General features: G+C 63.2%; 14 protein-coding genes and 2 pseudogenes. 8 read left to right on the top strand and 8 right to left on the bottom strand.

From position 1 onward, the window contains the following. Positions 1-127 (bottom strand): annotated as a pseudogene (locus HHL14_RS30485) (S-(hydroxymethyl)glutathione dehydrogenase); the annotation flags it as partial. A gap of 661 nt (positions 128-788) precedes the next feature. Between HHL14_RS30485 and HHL14_RS30480 the strand changes: the two are divergent. The 3 genes from HHL14_RS30480 to HHL14_RS30470 are packed head-to-tail and all read left to right on the top strand — an operon-like array spanning position 789 to position 3,750. Beyond that, positions 789-1,898 carry a sugar ABC transporter substrate-binding protein gene (locus HHL14_RS30480; protein ID WP_169501319.1) on the top strand — a complete coding sequence of 370 codons (1,110 nt, stop codon included), beginning with the start codon at positions 789-791 and terminating at the stop codon, positions 1,896-1,898. After that, positions 1,898-2,908 carry an ABC transporter permease gene (locus tag HHL14_RS30475; RefSeq protein ID WP_169501318.1) on the top strand — a complete coding sequence of 337 codons (1,011 nt, stop codon included), beginning with the start codon at positions 1,898-1,900 and terminating at the stop codon, positions 2,906-2,908. The genes HHL14_RS30480 and HHL14_RS30475 overlap by 1 nt, the downstream gene beginning before the upstream one ends. After that, positions 2,908-3,750 carry an ATP-binding cassette domain-containing protein gene (locus HHL14_RS30470; RefSeq protein WP_169501317.1) on the top strand — a complete coding sequence of 281 codons (843 nt, stop codon included), beginning with the start codon at positions 2,908-2,910 and terminating at the stop codon, positions 3,748-3,750. The genes HHL14_RS30475 and HHL14_RS30470 overlap by 1 nt, the downstream gene beginning before the upstream one ends. A gap of 16 nt (positions 3,751-3,766) precedes the next feature. Here the strand turns inward: HHL14_RS30470 and HHL14_RS33410 are convergent. The 3 genes and pseudogenes from HHL14_RS33410 to HHL14_RS30450 all read right to left on the bottom strand — a co-directional run. Then, a pseudogene (locus tag HHL14_RS33410) lies at positions 3,767-3,994 on the bottom strand (hypothetical protein); the annotation flags it as partial. Between the two features lie 25 nt (positions 3,995-4,019). After that, positions 4,020-4,463 carry a hypothetical protein gene (locus tag HHL14_RS30455; RefSeq protein ID WP_169501316.1) on the bottom strand — a complete coding sequence of 148 codons (444 nt, stop codon included), beginning with the start codon at positions 4,461-4,463 and terminating at the stop codon, positions 4,020-4,022. A 588-nt stretch (positions 4,464-5,051) separates the two neighbouring features. Next, a complete protein-coding gene (locus HHL14_RS30450) occupies positions 5,052-5,384 on the bottom strand; it encodes a hypothetical protein (RefSeq protein ID WP_169501315.1) in 333 nt (110 codons plus the stop codon). 375 nt (positions 5,385-5,759) lie between these two features. Here HHL14_RS30450 and HHL14_RS32955 point away from each other — a divergent pair, with 375 nt between their 5' ends. From HHL14_RS32955 to HHL14_RS30440, 3 genes are all read left to right on the top strand, one after another. Next, on the top strand, positions 5,760-5,954 hold the full coding sequence (locus HHL14_RS32955; RefSeq protein ID WP_206002595.1) for a hypothetical protein: 195 nt from the start codon (positions 5,760-5,762) through the stop codon (positions 5,952-5,954). Between the two features lie 258 nt (positions 5,955-6,212). Beyond that, on the top strand, positions 6,213-7,019 hold the full coding sequence (locus tag HHL14_RS30445) for a bestrophin-like domain (protein ID WP_169501314.1): 807 nt from the start codon (positions 6,213-6,215) through the stop codon (positions 7,017-7,019). Further along, on the top strand, positions 7,016-8,302 hold the full coding sequence (locus tag HHL14_RS30440; protein WP_169501313.1) for a cation:proton antiporter: 1,287 nt from the start codon (positions 7,016-7,018) through the stop codon (positions 8,300-8,302). Before HHL14_RS30445 ends, HHL14_RS30440 begins: the two co-directional genes overlap by 4 nt. A gap of 48 nt (positions 8,303-8,350) precedes the next feature. On the opposite strand, the gene HHL14_RS30435 is transcribed toward HHL14_RS30440, so the two are convergent. Beyond that, a complete protein-coding gene (locus tag HHL14_RS30435) occupies positions 8,351-8,695 on the bottom strand; it encodes a hypothetical protein (RefSeq protein ID WP_169501312.1) in 345 nt (114 codons plus the stop codon). 282 nt (positions 8,696-8,977) lie between these two features. Between HHL14_RS30435 and HHL14_RS30430 the strand changes: the two genes are divergently transcribed. After that, complete coding sequence (locus HHL14_RS30430; protein ID WP_169501311.1) at positions 8,978-9,256, top strand: DUF1488 family protein; 279 nt, start codon at positions 8,978-8,980, stop codon at positions 9,254-9,256. 15 nt (positions 9,257-9,271) lie between these two features. Then, on the top strand, positions 9,272-10,063 hold the full coding sequence (locus HHL14_RS30425; protein ID WP_169501310.1) for a phosphate/phosphite/phosphonate ABC transporter substrate-binding protein: 792 nt from the start codon (positions 9,272-9,274) through the stop codon (positions 10,061-10,063). 34 nt (positions 10,064-10,097) lie between these two features. Here HHL14_RS30425 and HHL14_RS30420 read toward each other — a convergent pair whose 3' ends face one another. The 3 genes from HHL14_RS30420 to HHL14_RS30410 are packed head-to-tail and all read right to left on the bottom strand — an operon-like array spanning position 10,098 to position 14,671. Further along, entirely contained in the window at positions 10,098-12,167 is a 2,070-nt protein-coding gene (locus HHL14_RS30420) for an acetyl/propionyl/methylcrotonyl-CoA carboxylase subunit alpha (RefSeq protein WP_169501309.1), read from the bottom strand. Positions 12,168-12,219: 52 nt separating this feature from the next. Then, the gene (locus tag HHL14_RS30415; protein WP_169501308.1) at positions 12,220-13,008 is read right to left on the bottom strand and encodes an enoyl-CoA hydratase/isomerase family protein; all 789 of its coding nucleotides are present in this window, start codon (positions 13,006-13,008) and stop codon (positions 12,220-12,222) included. 55 nt (positions 13,009-13,063) lie between these two features. Continuing rightward, entirely contained in the window at positions 13,064-14,671 is a 1,608-nt protein-coding gene (locus tag HHL14_RS30410; protein ID WP_169501307.1) for a carboxyl transferase domain-containing protein, read from the bottom strand. Between the last annotated feature and the right edge of the window lie 65 nt (positions 14,672-14,736).

The raw sequence follows: 14,736 nt of genomic DNA, 5'->3' as shown, positions 1-14,736 counted from the left end.
CGGTGTGGCAGATGCCCGTCGCCTTCACTTCGATCAGGACTTCACCGGCGCGCGGGCCTTCGAGATCGACTTCCTCGATCGTCAACGGGGCGCCGGCTTTCCATGCGATTGCTGCTTTGGTCTTCATTCCGTGTCCTTTCGTTGGTACAACAGCTATCGGAAGGACATGTTGGTCCACGCAGAGGGAATGGAGAACGGCAGGCGTCGAAAGTTGGCCAGAGCGCTGCGTAGATTGGCCGGAAAGCAGTGCATGCTGCGATTAGACCCGCATCGATTTGGCTCGCTTCTGCAGCATCAAAGGCGAAGCGGCTCCTTCGAGCCCTCCCGCATCGGTACTGAACCGTAACTATGATGCGGTGCACCACGCTGGCATTCATCGAAGCTTTGTTTGCTCTCGTGACGTGACGCTCATCGCATCGATGTGCGGCTCATCGCGCACGGCTCGCCCCTCGGGATGTAAAGCCCGCGAAAGCACTTTGTCACCCCGCCGCGAGTCCTCGAATCGCCCCCCAGCGTCCCCCACCGCACGCTCAAATAGCCATCCGTCCCAATAGTCGGAACAGCACGACTAGTTAGGGGTATACATGGATTAGGAGGCGCAACCGCGCTGCACTAACATTTTTGCGGTACCGCACGGCGCGTATCGAGCGCTTTCGAATCGGGGCCGCACGTCTGACCGCCCCCTAGTCCTGCACTATCCAGCGCACTCCCGGTGCCGTCCAGCATCTGCACGCGATCGACTCAACGTCGACCACATCGACCAACGAAGAAAAGAACCGGAGGAAGAGATGGCACAGCAACGGGATGACGATCAGGAACAGGGCAACAACGGTTTCAGCACGGCGCGACGGGGCATGATGCAGGGCGTGGGACTCGGCGCGGCGCTTTCGCTGATGGGTGCGCTCGGTGGCACGGGCGGGTTGATCAGCAGCGCACAGGCGGCACAGGCGGCGTTTCCGTCGCACAAGAAGTGGAAGATCGTCTTCGTCAATCACGTCACCACCAATCCGTTCTTCGTGCCCACGCAATACGGCATTCAGGATGCGTGCTCATTACTCGGCATGGATTATCAGTGGACCGGCTCGGCCACGTCCGATGCGGGCGAAATGGTTCGTGCCGTCAATTCGGCGATTGCCGCCAAGGCCGACGCGATCGCGGTGCCGATCGTCGATCCGAGCGCTTTCGACAAACCGATCCAGGCCGCGCTCGACGCCGGCATTCCGGTCTTCGCCTATAACGCCGACGCGCCGCGCGGCAAGAAGAATCCACGCCTCGCATATATCGGCCAGGATCTGTACCTGTCGGGCTACCAGATGGGCGAGCGCATCGTGAGCCTGATCGACAGCGGCATGGTCGCGCTGTTCATCGCCACGCCGGGGCAGCTCAATATCCAGCCGCGGCTGGACGGTGCGAGCGACGCCATCAAGAAGTCCGGCAAGAAGATCGACATCCAGACCGTCGCCACCGGCGCGACCGTCAACGAGGAACTGTCGAAGATCAAGTCGTTCTATCTCGGCCATCAGGATCTGAAGGGCATGTTCGCCGTCGACGCGGGCAGCACCCAGGGCGTCGCGCAGGTGATGAAGGAATCGAACCTGCCCGCGAAGGGCGTGCACGGCGGCGGCTTCGATCTGCTGCCGACCACGATCCAGTTGATCCACGAAGGCTTTCTCGACTTCACCATCGATCAGCAACCCTACGTACAGGGCTTCTATACGGTGATGCAGGCGTTCGTGTTCCTCAGCTCGGGCGGTCTCGTCGGACCGGCCGAAATCAACACCGGCCTGAAATTCGTGACGAAGGAAAACGTCGAGCCGTACCTCAATACGTCGACGCGTTTTGAAGGCAAGACCGACAAGCAGCAAATCGTTCCGAGGTCCGGCGCCATCAAGTCCTGATGAATACCGTGAACGACACCGGCAACACCGAAGCGGTCCGCGCGCCCAGGCGCGCGGGCGTGTCCTTCGCGTCGCACTGGGCGGCCGAGCTGCGCATTCTGCTCGTGGCCGTGCTGCTGGCCGCCTACTTCGAATTCGCGAATCACGATTTCCTGCTGACCAACGCAAGCCTCGTCAACCTCTCGCAGTTCATCGCGCCGGTGGCGATTATCGCGTTCGGCGAAATCATGCTGATGATCGGTGGCGACATCGATCTGTCCGCCGGCATGGTGTTCGCGTTCGCCCCGTTCATGATGGTGTTCGCGAACGATGCGGGCGCGCCGATGTGGCTCGCCGTGATCGCGGGGCTGCTGGCCGCGGCAATCGTCGGTTTCGCGAACGGCGCGATAACGGTGTGGCTGCGGCTGCCCTCGTTCGTCACGACGCTCGGCACGCTCTTTCTGATCAACGGCATCACGCTCACCCTCTCGCGCGGCACGCCCGCTCCCACGCCTGGCTCGCCGACGTTCGCCGCGTTCATGGGCGCGTGGGGCTACAGCGAAATCATCTGGACTTTGGCGATCGCGTTCGCGATGCACGTGCTATTGCGGCATACGCGCTGGGGTCTGCATACGCAGGCCGCGGGCGCGAATCCACTTGGCGCGAGCGAAGCCGGCATTCATGTGAGGCGGCTGCGTCTCGGCAATTTCATTCTCGCCGCGGTGCTCGCGGGTTTTACCGGCATGCTCGAAGCTTTCCGGATTACCTCGATCGATCCGCAGGCGGGCGGCAATCAGATCATGTTCCTCGCGGTGGCCGCCGCCGTGATCGGCGGCACACCGCTCACGGGCGGCTCCGGCACGATCGTGGGCGGATTGATTGGCGCGGCGGTACTCGGCATTCTCAACGACGGCTTCACGCTGATCGGCATCAACGCATTCACGTTCAACATCATTCTCGGTGCCGCGATTCTGGCGGCGATGATCTTCAATATCCACGTCGGCCGCATTCGCCGCAAGCGCAGACGCTGATGGACGAATCGCAATCCTCCTCCGCGAACGCTGGCGCCGGCACGAACGCCGCGCCCAGCGCAACTCGCGCACCCGATGCGCCGTTGGCGCTGCGCGGCGAGAACCTCGTCAAACGCTTCGGCGCGGTGACGGCGCTCGATGGCGTCTCGCTTACGCTTGGCAAGGGCGAAATTCTCGGCGTACTCGGCGATAACGGCGCGGGTAAGTCGACGCTCGTGAAGATCCTCACGGGCTTTCATCAGCAAACGGACGGCACGCTCTACGTCGATGGCGAGGAGACGCTGCTGCGCTCGGTCGATCACGCGCGTTCGCTCGGTATCGAGTGCGTGTATCAGGATCTCGCGCTCGCGAACTCGCTGAGCATTTACCACAACATGTTCCTGAACCGCGAAATCGTGCGACGCGGACCGTTCAGGCTGCTCGACCACAAACAGATGCGCGAACGCGCGGCGCAATGCCTCGACGATATCGGCGTGCACGTGCCTTCGGTGGATTTACCGGTGGAGCGTCTGTCGGGCGGCCAGCGTCAGGCCATCGCCGTGGCGCGCGCCGTGCATTCGAATGCGAAGATCCTGTTGCTCGACGAGCCGCTCGCCGCGATGGGCGCGCGCGAGGCGGGCCTCATCATCGACCTGCTGATGCGTCTGAAGGAAAAAGGCGGCCTGTCCATCATCATGATCATGCACAACTATGCGCAAACGCTCGATATCGCGGATCGCATCATGTTGATGCAGCGGGGCCGCGTGACCTACGAGCAACAGAGCGCGCTCACCTCAGTCGCGGAGCTGATGCAGATCGTACAGCGGGAATATCGGGCCATGCGCGCCGGTGGCGCGCATTGAGTCCAACAGATCAACCTCACGGCGCGTATCGCGTGAACACGTAATCGCGATCCCTCACGCGCGCCGCGTGACACGCAAAACAGGTCTGATGCTGCGCCACGTCGGCGGGCACGCCGACGCTGCCCTCGGCAGCCAGAAACTGATCCACCCGCGAGAGTTTCAGCGACTTGTCCGCATCGAGCATCTTCTTTTCGATCTCGTACTTCCAGCCGTCCCCGCTGCCCGGATTGCGGTAGAACACGACGCGCCGCCGAACAGCTTGCGGTTTTTCAGGTCGCCAACGTCCCGTCGGCCGCGTTCATGCGAACAGGCTGCTCGCGCGAATCGGAGCCATCCAGGTCCGTTGCCCCCACCACGGAGATGAACTGCAGCATCAGGCACACCACGATGCCGATCAGCTGAAAGCTGCGCTTCGTGGAAAAGAAGCCGTTTTTTCCGGGGATAAAGAATCTCACCGCGCCGACGCGCGGCACCATGCCCACGCCATAGCTCGACTTTCCGGTCGGCGTCTGCAATGCCGCCGGGCTATCGACGATGAAGCGCGCAAGCAGGAACGCGCCCGCGAATGCCGTGACGATATGAAGTCGGGTCATCCAGTGGGGCTGCGCAATGGTCTGCAGGGCGCTGTCGTCGGCCAGATTGAAATAAGCCGATATGGCCGCGCCTGCCAAAGAAAATACAGCGGTAAACAAAAACGATTTTCGAATAATCATTCCTTACCCCGATTTTTATCTCGCTTCATGCCTTCTTTTCACATGATTGCCACAAATAAATCATGTGAACTGCACGCATTTTTATTTGCCTTGATTGCACGTCGGATAGAAGGCGAGTATTTCATTTTTTGAGATGCAAATCGAACTATAACGATGAAGCAAGCAGTGTAGTGTCAAGGAACGTTAAGATGTTGTTTTATGATTCACGGCACGCCATAGAGTACCTATTCGGTACTCATTCAACGCCTATTGCGAAAAGCTTTACGCGCGGACAAAAAAAAATCCCGCACAGGGGAAGGCGGGATTCAAACAACGGGACGCTGCGGAGACGAGTGCGCGTTGCCGCACCCCACATGCATCCGGGGGAATGCGCGCGGGCACTTCTGCACTCGACACCGCTGGCAACGGCATTCACAACATTGATGAGTTGCGGCTGTTCTGTCTTGTCTGGTCTAACCGACTGCCCGCCCCTGCGACCGGTCACGCCTCCCATGTGCTATCGCATGCCGGATCATGTACTGCGTGGATTGTTCTTCCCGACATTCAGAGTTTCATCCGGACCAATCCTCGATCCGGCCATTCCGGTGCTCAGATAGACAGGTGCGTTCCCATACTCTCCGGCACCGCGCGCATATGTCCGTCACCCATCACGCCCATCACGCTCATGACGTCGTCGACGACCTGGGTGCCGGCCGCGAATCCGGCCGCGAGCACCTCGCGCAGATCCGCGGACAAACGGCCGGATATCGGCCCAATGCGAAAAGCCGTCGACCATTCGCCGCCGCTCAAACGCGCCTTCAGCGTAACGCCGGCCATATACGCGTACTGCGAGCTCGCGTCGTCCCGACGCGCGACGGCAACCGTGGCGCGCAGAGAGTTGACCACGATGTCGAAACCCCGATAGCGATATGTTTTTTCCATGTTTTTCTCCGTCTTCAGCCATTGCTACAGAACAGAATTTCGCCATGCATTCATGCTGCATCATTCTCGTATAACGAATGCAAAAAATTGTTATATTTAAGCATTTTTTTGGCCAGGACTTTCCCTGCCCTCGCCATTTCAATACGTCGATTAAAAAGACGCTTCACACATTTATGCACAATTTTGTTCACGAATTGGCTAATTGTGAATTGATCCTTCAGTGCACCGCATTACAAATTCATATCGATCGACAGTGCCGCCCATGCACTCATCGTTACCTTGGTCATCGCTTAATTCAAACACGCGATTCAATCGAAATCGGCAGCTACTCTATTGTGGCGAATGGGTTCATCACAGTGGACCGATGGCCGGGTCATGCCAAAAGACAGCACCGAGCCCGGCAATACGTCGCGCCGCGAAATCGCGCAACTGCACACAAGTAAACGCCAGCGGCATCGGACCAGTCTCAAAATAAAATATCTTGAAATAAAAGAAATGCCGACTTTATTGAACCCCGTCGGAACTCAACACGCATTTCAATTGTCCGACAACACCCTTTCATCAATGTAGGGTAAATCCTCATGGCGAACCACGCGCAGTATCAGGTTCGTCGTCCCTCGTTCATAGCCTCCGCCGGAAGCGGAAGCGCTATGGTCCGATAAAAATAGGCGTGTCCGATTGACATCGTTCACCGCATTTGAATAAGCGTTCGTCGCGCCGGCATGGGCTTCGCAAGCCGGTGCAATCACCCGCCTGATCGTCGCGGCAATAGCCGTGCGGTGGCGGACCGCTTATCGAATCAAATAAGCTTTGAATAAGGAATTGCTGGTGGAATATCTCGCTGGTTCAATGCCGCACTCGTGGCAGTTGTTTCTGATTTCGTTTGGCGTGTTGTCCTGCGCGAGCTATTTCGGTGCCCTCGTGATCGCGCGCTTACGTCGTCCCGAAGCGGGCGGTGCCGAAGACGTGCGGATGATCCTCGGCGCGACGCTCACGCTGCTCGGCCTGATCATCGGCTTCACGCTGTCGATGGCGATCGGCGGCTACAACACGCGTCAGAGCAACGAGGCGGCCGAGGCCGCGGCGATCTCGACCGCCTTCAACCGCGCCGACCTGCTGCCCGCCGCCGAGACGAGCGAATTGCGCTCGGTACTCACGCGCTATCTCGACGCGCGACTGCAGTTCTACCGCGCTCACGACCGCGTGCAACTGCAGAACGTCGACGCGCAAACGAAGCGGCTCTCGCACGAGATGTGGAGCGTCGCCGTGCGCGGTGCCGCCGCGCAGCCAACCCCGCCCACCACGCTCGCGGTCGCCAGCGTCAACGACGTGCTGACCTCGTATTCGAACACCCAGGCCGGCTGGCGCAACCAGATCCCGGTCGCCGCGTGGGCGCTGATGGTCGCCATCGCGATCTGCTGCAACGTGCTGATCGGCTACAGCGCGGGCAACCGTCGACACCGCGCGTCGCTGATGGTGCTGCCGTTCGTGATCTCCGTGTCGTTCACGCTGATCGGCGACGTCGACGTCCCCGGGCGCGGCGCGATCCGCGTGGCCCCCGTCAATATCGAACGCGTGGCCGGCCTGCTTGGCTCGGCGAGCGTGCCCTCCGCTCCGACCTCTATCGCACCATGAGCATCTTCCAGATTACCGGTGCGCTGTTCACCATCGTCGCGCTGTTCGGCGTCATCAACTATCGCTTCATCAAGTTGCCCGACACGCTCGGCATTACCGCGGTCGGGCTCGTCGTGTGTCTCGGCATTTCGGCGCTCGGCTTCTACTATCCGGCAATGGCGATCGCCGCGCGCAAGATCGTCGAGCAGATCGATTTCGCCGACATCGTATTTCACGGGCTGCTGAGCCTGCTGCTGTTCGCCGGCGCGCTGCACGTCGATCTCTCGAAGATGCGCACGCAGCGGCGCGCGGTGCTGATGCTCGCGACCATCGGCGTGCTGATCTCGATCGCGGTGGTCGGCTTCGGCTTCTACTATGCGGCGCAATGGCTCGGTCATCCGGTCAGCCTGATGTGGTGTCTCGCGTTCGGTGCGCTGATTTCGCCGACGGATCCGATCGCGGTGCTCAGCGTGCTCAAGCGCGCGGCCGCGCCGGAAAGCCTCGAAACCAAGATCACCGGCGAGTCGCTGTTCAACGACGGGACCGCGGTCGTCGCGTTCGTCACGCTGGTCGGACTCGCGACCGGCGCGAACGAGTTTTCGACCAGCGCGATCGCCTTCGACCTGTTGCGCGAAGTGGCCGGCGCGCTGGTGCTCGGCGCGGTGCTCGGCTTCGGTGCGTCGCTGCTGCTGCGCGGCATCGACAGCTATCCGGTCGAGATCCTGATCACGCTCGCGCTCGCCACCGGCGGCTACAGTCTCGCCGAGGCGCTGCACGTGTCGGCGCCGCTCGCGGTCGTGATCATGGGGCTCGTGATCGGCAATCACGGCGCGCTGACCTCGATGTCGGAGAAAACGCGCGGGCATCTGTTCAACTTCTGGGACCTGCTCGACGAGTTGCTCAATCTCGTGCTGTTCGGGCTGATCGGGCTGGAGATCATCGCGCTGTCGCTGCATATCGAGATCGTCTGGCTCGGGCTCGCGGCGATTCCGGTGGTGCTGCTCGCGCGCGGCATCAGCGTCGCGATCCCGCTGCTCGCGCTGCAGAACTTCCGCCGCCTCAATCCGCACTCGACGGTCGTGCTGACATGGGGCGGACTGCGCGGCGGCATTTCGATCGCACTCGCGCTATCGCTGCCCGACTTTCATGGACGCGAAATGTTCATCGGCGTGACCTACCTGGTCGTCGTGTTCAGCTTGCTGGTTCAGGCCACCACGCTGGGGCCGCTGATCCGCCGGCTCAATTTCTCGCGTGTGCCCGCGAAGCCTGCGCCGGCGGCGCTGCCACCCACCGCCAACGAGTGAAGTCGAACGGGGCGATGACGGCGCTCGCCGCCTGGCGGCGTCACGTCATTACGTCATCGCCAGCAGGAAACGCGCGACGATCGTAAAGTGGAGACTTGCGCAGATCGACAGCAGGGTCGCGAGCGTCAACATCAGCGTGAGCGCGCCGGACATGGAAAGCCATGCGAGGCCCGCGAACTTGATGGGAAAATCTCCGACAAAGCAGAGGTGGACCGCGCGTCGACGGTGCATGACAAGCGGTAGCCCCGCCCGGATTGCGCGCCGGATGACGCATGGCCTCGCGCAGCGCGCAGTAGCAATAGCAGCCACAGCAGCCTTAAACACTTTTATCGCAGCGCTTAATGCTTTTTTAGCACCGTTTTTTCGTGCCTTTTTCAGCCCTGATTTAAGCATCTCCTGAGCAGCGCCGTCTTTCCCGTCGGCCCGAGGTGCGCTTCGGCAAGTCCGGCGGCAGCTTCGGTCGTCCTCGGCTTCCTTTCCGGCTACGGTTCCTCAGCGTGGCCCTGGCCCCGGCTCGTTGCGAGCCGCCCGGCCGGCTTCTGGCGTGCTTTCAGCCAGCCTCCGGTTTGCCGCGCGCGGCGGCACTGGGCATTTTGCCGTCAATGCCGGTTCTCCCACATACCTGGCACGCGCGGTTTGTCATTCTGTAGATTCGGGCGTCCGAAGGAGTTCGCCATGTCGGTCTATGTCGATGAAGGGTTCCGGCCCTGTGTGACGGAATGCGCGACAGTCGCGTTCCGCGTGTGCTGCGACGATCGTGCGCAGGTTTTCGAAGTCAGCGCCGACGCGCTGGTGGCGTTCTGCGGCGCGGCGAGCCGGCGCAAACAGGATCTGCTGGCCGCGTTCGAGGGCGCGCAGGAGGACATCCTGTCGGTCGCCGCGGAAAAATGGCAATTCATGCCGACCGAATCGGTGCAGCTCGGTCTCGACGAATTCAGGTTGGTCAGGCATTAGGGCAAAATCGCGTCCATGAACTGGATCGCCGCCCTGCCGATGTACAACGTCACACCCGCGCTCGACCTCGAATGGCGCGAGTGGCTCGACGACGTGCTGCGGCGGGTCAAGCCCGCCTGCCGCATCGTCGAACCGGACGAAGAGCTGCACGGCTTCTGGCGGCGTCCGAACCTGCTGATCTCGCAGACCTGCGGTTATCCGCTGATGCAGGGCCTGCACGAACAGGTGCAGTTGATCGCGACGCCCTGCTTCGACGCGCCCGGCTGCGATGGCGCCCATTATTCGAGCGTGCTGGTCACGCGCGCCGACGCGCGCTTCGACACACTCGCCTCGTGCCGCGGCGCGCGCGCCGCCTACAACGAGGACGATTCGAACAGCGGAATGAACGCGTTTCGCCACGCGGTCGCGCCGCTTGCGCGCGCCGGCATGTTCTTCGGCACGGTGCTACGCACCGGCTCGCATCTCGGCTCGCTGCGCGCGCTCGCCGACAATCGCGCGGATGTCGCCGCGATCGACTGCGTGACCTTTGCTTTCGTATCCGACGTGCTGCCGGAACTGGCGCGACGCGTGCGTGCGATCGGCACGACGGCCGCGTCGCCGGGCTTGCCGTTGATCGCCGCGGCCAACGTGCCGCACGCGACCGTCACTGCACTACGCGACGCGCTGAACGAAACCCTCGCGATCCGGCCTGAGCGCGCAAAACGTCTGCGTTTAACGGGTTTTTCGACGCTGCCGCTCATCGACTATGCGCGTATCGGCGAACTCGAAAGCGAAGCGCGCGCGGCGGGTTACGCGCGGCTCGCGTGAGTCGGTTCACAACCACCCCACGCGCACCGTCAGATCACTGCACGTCCAGCACCAGTAGCTGCGCACCGTCGGTGACCTGATCGCCCACCGCATACAGCACCTCGGTCACCGTGCCCGCGGTCGGCGCGCCGATCGTGTGCTCCATTTTCATCGCCTCCATCACGAGCAGCGGCGTGCCCTTCTCGACCACCGCGCCCGGCTCGACCAGCACCGCGATCACCTTGCCCGGCATCGGCGCGGTGAGACGGCCTTCGCCGCCTTCGGCATCGGCCGCATGCGCGAGCAGGTTCTGCCATTCGAACGCGAGCGCTTCGCCATGGCAGAACACGTGGAACCGGTCGCCGTCGACGAACACACGACCGCTCACGCGCGCATCGCCGATCGTCGCGCGGAATTCGTGCGCGCCCGCGCCGGCCGACCACGTGAACGCCTCGCGCACGCCGTCGTGTTCGAGCGTTTGCGCGGGCGTTTGCGACGAGGTCTGCCCACCGCCGTTGCGCGCGAAAACGACCGTGAACGCGGCGGCGCCGTCGTCGTGCGCGGCGTCGTCGATCATGCGCCAGCCGAGCGTTTGCGTATAACCGCTATTGAGCCGCCAGTGCGACAGCGCATCCCACGGCGACGCGCCATGCGCGGTGCCGCCCTCGCGCGTGAGCAGCGCCGCGCACGCCAGCGCGAGCGCTTCCCTGAACGGCTTTTTCCCCGGCGCAAACAGCGCATCGTGATGCCGCTCGATCAAGCCAGTGTCGAGATCGCCGCTCGCGAACGGCTCGCTCGCAACGATGCGCTGCAGAAACTCGACGTTCGTATGCGGCCCGACCACCTCGCACGCATGCAGCGCCCGAGCGAGCCGTGCCAACGCCTCTTCGCGCGTCGCGCCGTGCACGATCAGCTTCGCGATCATCGGATCGTAGAACGGCGTGATCGTGTCGCCCTCGCGCACGCCGCTGTCGATGCGCACCGGCGCCTTGCGGCCCGGCTCGCCCAAACCGGCCGCGTCGATCGCGAACTCGACGCCTTCGGGCATGCGCAGATGCTTGAGCGTACCCGTCGACGGCAGGAAGCCGCGCGCCGGATGCTCGGCGTAGATGCGCGCCTCGATCGCGTGACCGTCGAGCTTCAGTTGCTGCTGCGTGAGCGGCAACGGCTCATCCGCCGCGACCCGCAACTGCCATTCGACGAGGTCCTGCCCCGTCACCATCTCGGTGACCGGATGTTCGACCTGCAGGCGCGTGTTCATTTCCATGAAATAGAACTCGCCGGTCGGCGTCATGATGAATTCGACCGTGCCCGCGCCGACGTAGTTGACCGCGCGCGCGGCAGCCACCGCCGCTTCGCCCATCGCGCGCTTCACGTCCGCATCGAGCCCCGGCGCTGGTGCTTCCTCGAGCACCTTCTGGTGACGCCGCTGCACCGAGCAGTCGCGATCGAACAGATAGACCGCGCCGCCGTGCCGATCGGCGAACACCTGCACTTCGACGTGACGCGGCCGCATCAGATACTTTTCGATCAGCACGCGATCGTTGCCGAAGCTGCTTGCCGCTTCGCGCTTGCACGACAGCAACGCTGCCGCAAAGTCCGCGCTGCGTTCGACCACGCGCATGCCCTTGCCGCCGCCGCCCGCGCTCGCCTTCAGCAGCACCGGATAACCGATCGCGTCCGCTTCGCGCTGCAGCAGTTGCGGGTCCTGGTCGTCGCCATGATAGCCGGGCACGAGCGGCACCGCGGCCGCGTGCATCAACGCCTTGGCGGCGGCCTTCGAGCCCATCGCAGCAATCGCCTCGACCGGCGGTCCGATAAAGACGATGCCGGCCGCCTCGCATGCATGCGCGAAGTCTTCGTTCTCCGAAAGAAAGCCGTAGCCCGGATGCACGGCCTGAGCGCCGGTCGCGCGCGCGGCCTCGATAATGCGCTCGATGCGCAGATAGCTTTCCGCCGCGGTCGAACCGCCGATATGCACCGCTTCGTCGCACGCGGCGACGTGTTTCGCGTTGGCGTCCGCGTCCGAATAGACGGCCACGCTCGCGATGCCGAGCCGTTTGCAGGTCGCGGCGACGCGGCAGGCGATCTCGCCCCGGTTGGCAATCAGGATCTTGTTGAACATGAGGGTCTCGATGAAATAGGCGGTAGCGCGCGATGGTGATTGGTGAGGCGCGTCAGTTGCGCCAGCCCGGCGAGCGCTTTTCGAGGAACGACGCGACGCCTTCACGGCCTTCCGCGCCGGCCCGCGTTTGCGCAATACGCACCGCCGTATCCGCGATCAGCGCTTCGTTCAACTCGCGGCCCGCGATGTCCTGCACGAGCCGCTTGCATGCGCGCACCGCTTGCGGACCGTTCGCGCACAGCGTTTGCGCGAGTTGCGCGACGGTCGCGTCGAGTTGCTCCGGACTGCTCACCGACTCGCTGACCAGACCGAGGCGCAGCGCCGTCGCGCAGTCGAACGCTTCGGCGCTGACGAAATAGCGCCGCGCAGCCTGCTCGCCAAGCGCGCGAATCACGTATGGCGCGATCGTCGCAGGAATCAGGCCGAGCCGAGCTTCGGACAGGCAGAAGTGCGCGGAATCCATCGCGACGACGATATCGCACGCGGCGATCAGGCCCATGCCGCCCGCGTACGCATCGCCGTTCACGCGCGCGATCACCGGCTTGTTGCAGCGATACACGGCCGACAGCATGCCGGCCAGCCGCATCGCGTCGGCACGATTTTCATCGTCCGAGTAGCCGGCCATCTTCTTCATCCAGTTCAGGTCGGCGCCCGCGCAGAACGCCTTGCCGCTCGCGGCAAGCACGACCGCGCGGATGTCGTCGCGCGCGTCGAGTGCGGCAAACGCGGCGGTCAGTTCCGCGATCATCGTTTCGTTGAACGCGTTGCGCACTTCCGGACGATTCAACGTGAGCGTCGCGACCTGGCCGGCCACCTCGAGCTTCAGCGTTTCGTATTGCATGCGTCGCACTCCCTTGCGTCGTGTCGTTGCGTCATACGTGATGGCATCGCCGCGCTCACATTCTGAACACGCCGAAGCGCGTGTCTTCGATCGGCGCGTTCATGCTCGCCGACAGACCGAGACCGAGCACGTCGCGAGTCTGCGCCGGATCGATCACGCCGTCGTCCCACAGCCGCGCGCTCGCATAGTACGGATGCCCCTGATGCTCATATTGCTCGCGGATCGGCTGCTTGAACGCCTCTTCTTCTTCCGCGCTCCAGTTGCCGCCCTTCGCTTCGATGCCATCGCGCTTGACGGTGGCGAGTACCGAGGCCGCCTGCTCGCCGCCCATCACCGAGATGCGCGCGTTCGGCCACATCCACAGGAGGCGCGGCGAATACGCGCGACCGCACATGCCGTAATTGCCCGCGCCGAACGAGCCGCCGATGATCACCGTGAACTTCGGCACCTTCGCCGTCGCCACCGCCGTCACCATCTTCGCGCCATTACGCGCGATGCCTTCGTTTTCGTACTTGCGACCCACCATGAAGCCGGTGATGTTCTGCAGGAACACGAGCGGAATCTTGCGCTGGCAGCACAGCTCGATGAAGTGCGTGCCCTTCAACGCCGACTCGGAAAACAGAATGCCGTTGTTCGCGATGATGCCGACCGGATGGCCCCAGATATGCGCGAAGCCGCACACCAGCGTGGTGCCGTAACGCGCCTTGAATTCGTCGAAGGCCGAGTCGTCGACGATACGCGCGATCACCTCGCGGATATCGAACGGCTTGCGCGTATCGACCGGAATCACGCCGTAGAGGCTCTGCGGGTCGTAGCGCGGCGGCTTCGGCTCCTGCAGCACGAGCGGCGCCGCTTTCGCGCGATTCAGGTTGCCCACGATGCTGCGCGCGATCGCGAGCGCATGCGCGTCGTTCTGCGCGAGATGATCGACCACGCCCGACAGCCGCGTATGCACATCGCCGCCGCCGAGGTCTTCCGCGCTGACGACTTCGCCGGTCGCGGCTTTGACCAGTGGCGGCCCGCCGAGAAAAATCGTCCCCTGGTTCTTCACGATGATCGATTCATCGCTCATCGCCGGCACATACGCGCCGCCCGCGGTACACGACCCCATCACGACGGCGATCTGCGGAATGCCCGCGGCCGACAGATTCGCCTGGTTGTAGAAGATGCGGCCGAAGTGATCGCGATCGGGAAACACGTCGTCCTGGTTCGGCAGATTCGCGCCGCCGGAGTCGACCAGGTACACGCACGGCAAGCGGTTTTCGCTGGCGATTTCCTGCGCGCGTACGTGCTTCTTCACGGTCACCGGATAGTAGGTGCCGCCCTTCACGGTCGCGTCGTTGCAGACGATCACGCACTCCTGCCCGGCGATGCGGCCGATGCCGGTGATCACGCCGGCGCCCGGCGCGTCGTCGTTGTACATGCCGTACGCGGCGAGCTGCGACAGCTCGAGAAACGGCGTGCCCGGATCGAGCAGTTGCGCGATACGCTCGCGCGGCAGCAGTTTGCCGCGGCTCGTGTGCTTGTCGCGCGCGGCCTGGCCGCCGCCTTGCGCAAGCTGCTCGATTTTCGCGCGCAGATCGGCGACGAGCGCTTCGAGCGCCGCCGCGTTCGCGCGAAATTCGTCGGAGCGCGGGTTCAGCTTTGATTCGATGATCGGCATGTCGTGGCTTCTCCGGAGTGCCGTTTTTCTGAAGGCTTTAGAGGCTCGTAGGGGCTCGCGCCCGC

Origin of the sequence: Paraburkholderia antibiotica, assembly GCF_012927125.1 — a bacterium.
Lineage (GTDB): Bacteria > Pseudomonadota > Gammaproteobacteria > Burkholderiales > Burkholderiaceae > Paraburkholderia > Paraburkholderia antibiotica.
The sequence above is the reverse complement of the archived record's forward strand: the minus strand, read 5'-3'. Positions and strand labels throughout refer to the sequence as shown.

Bases quoted from the DNA above. Each gene is read 5' to 3' on its own strand.
- HHL14_RS30410 (WP_169501307.1), bottom strand. From the start codon at position 14,671: ATGCCGATCATCGAATCAAAGCTGAACCCGCGCTCCGACGAATTTCGC.
- HHL14_RS30470 (WP_169501317.1), top strand. From the start codon at position 2,908: ATGGACGAATCGCAATCCTCCTCCGCGAACGCTGGCGCCGGCACGAAC.
- HHL14_RS30475 (WP_169501318.1), top strand. From the start codon at position 1,898: ATGAATACCGTGAACGACACCGGCAACACCGAAGCGGTCCGCGCGCCC.
- HHL14_RS30420 (WP_169501309.1), bottom strand. From the start codon at position 12,167: ATGTTCAACAAGATCCTGATTGCCAACCGGGGCGAGATCGCCTGCCGC.
- HHL14_RS30480 (WP_169501319.1), top strand. From the start codon at position 789: ATGGCACAGCAACGGGATGACGATCAGGAACAGGGCAACAACGGTTTC.
- HHL14_RS30455 (WP_169501316.1), bottom strand. From the start codon at position 4,463: ATGATTATTCGAAAATCGTTTTTGTTTACCGCTGTATTTTCTTTGGCA.
- HHL14_RS30450 (WP_169501315.1), bottom strand. From the start codon at position 5,384: ATGGAAAAAACATATCGCTATCGGGGTTTCGACATCGTGGTCAACTCT.
- HHL14_RS30425 (WP_169501310.1), top strand. From the start codon at position 9,272: ATGAACTGGATCGCCGCCCTGCCGATGTACAACGTCACACCCGCGCTC.
- HHL14_RS30435 (WP_169501312.1), bottom strand. From the start codon at position 8,695: ATGCTTAAATCAGGGCTGAAAAAGGCACGAAAAAACGGTGCTAAAAAA.
- HHL14_RS32955 (WP_206002595.1), top strand. From the start codon at position 5,760: ATGCCAAAAGACAGCACCGAGCCCGGCAATACGTCGCGCCGCGAAATC.
- HHL14_RS30440 (WP_169501313.1), top strand. From the start codon at position 7,016: ATGAGCATCTTCCAGATTACCGGTGCGCTGTTCACCATCGTCGCGCTG.
- HHL14_RS30415 (WP_169501308.1), bottom strand. From the start codon at position 13,008: ATGCAATACGAAACGCTGAAGCTCGAGGTGGCCGGCCAGGTCGCGACG.
- HHL14_RS30430 (WP_169501311.1), top strand. From the start codon at position 8,978: ATGTCGGTCTATGTCGATGAAGGGTTCCGGCCCTGTGTGACGGAATGC.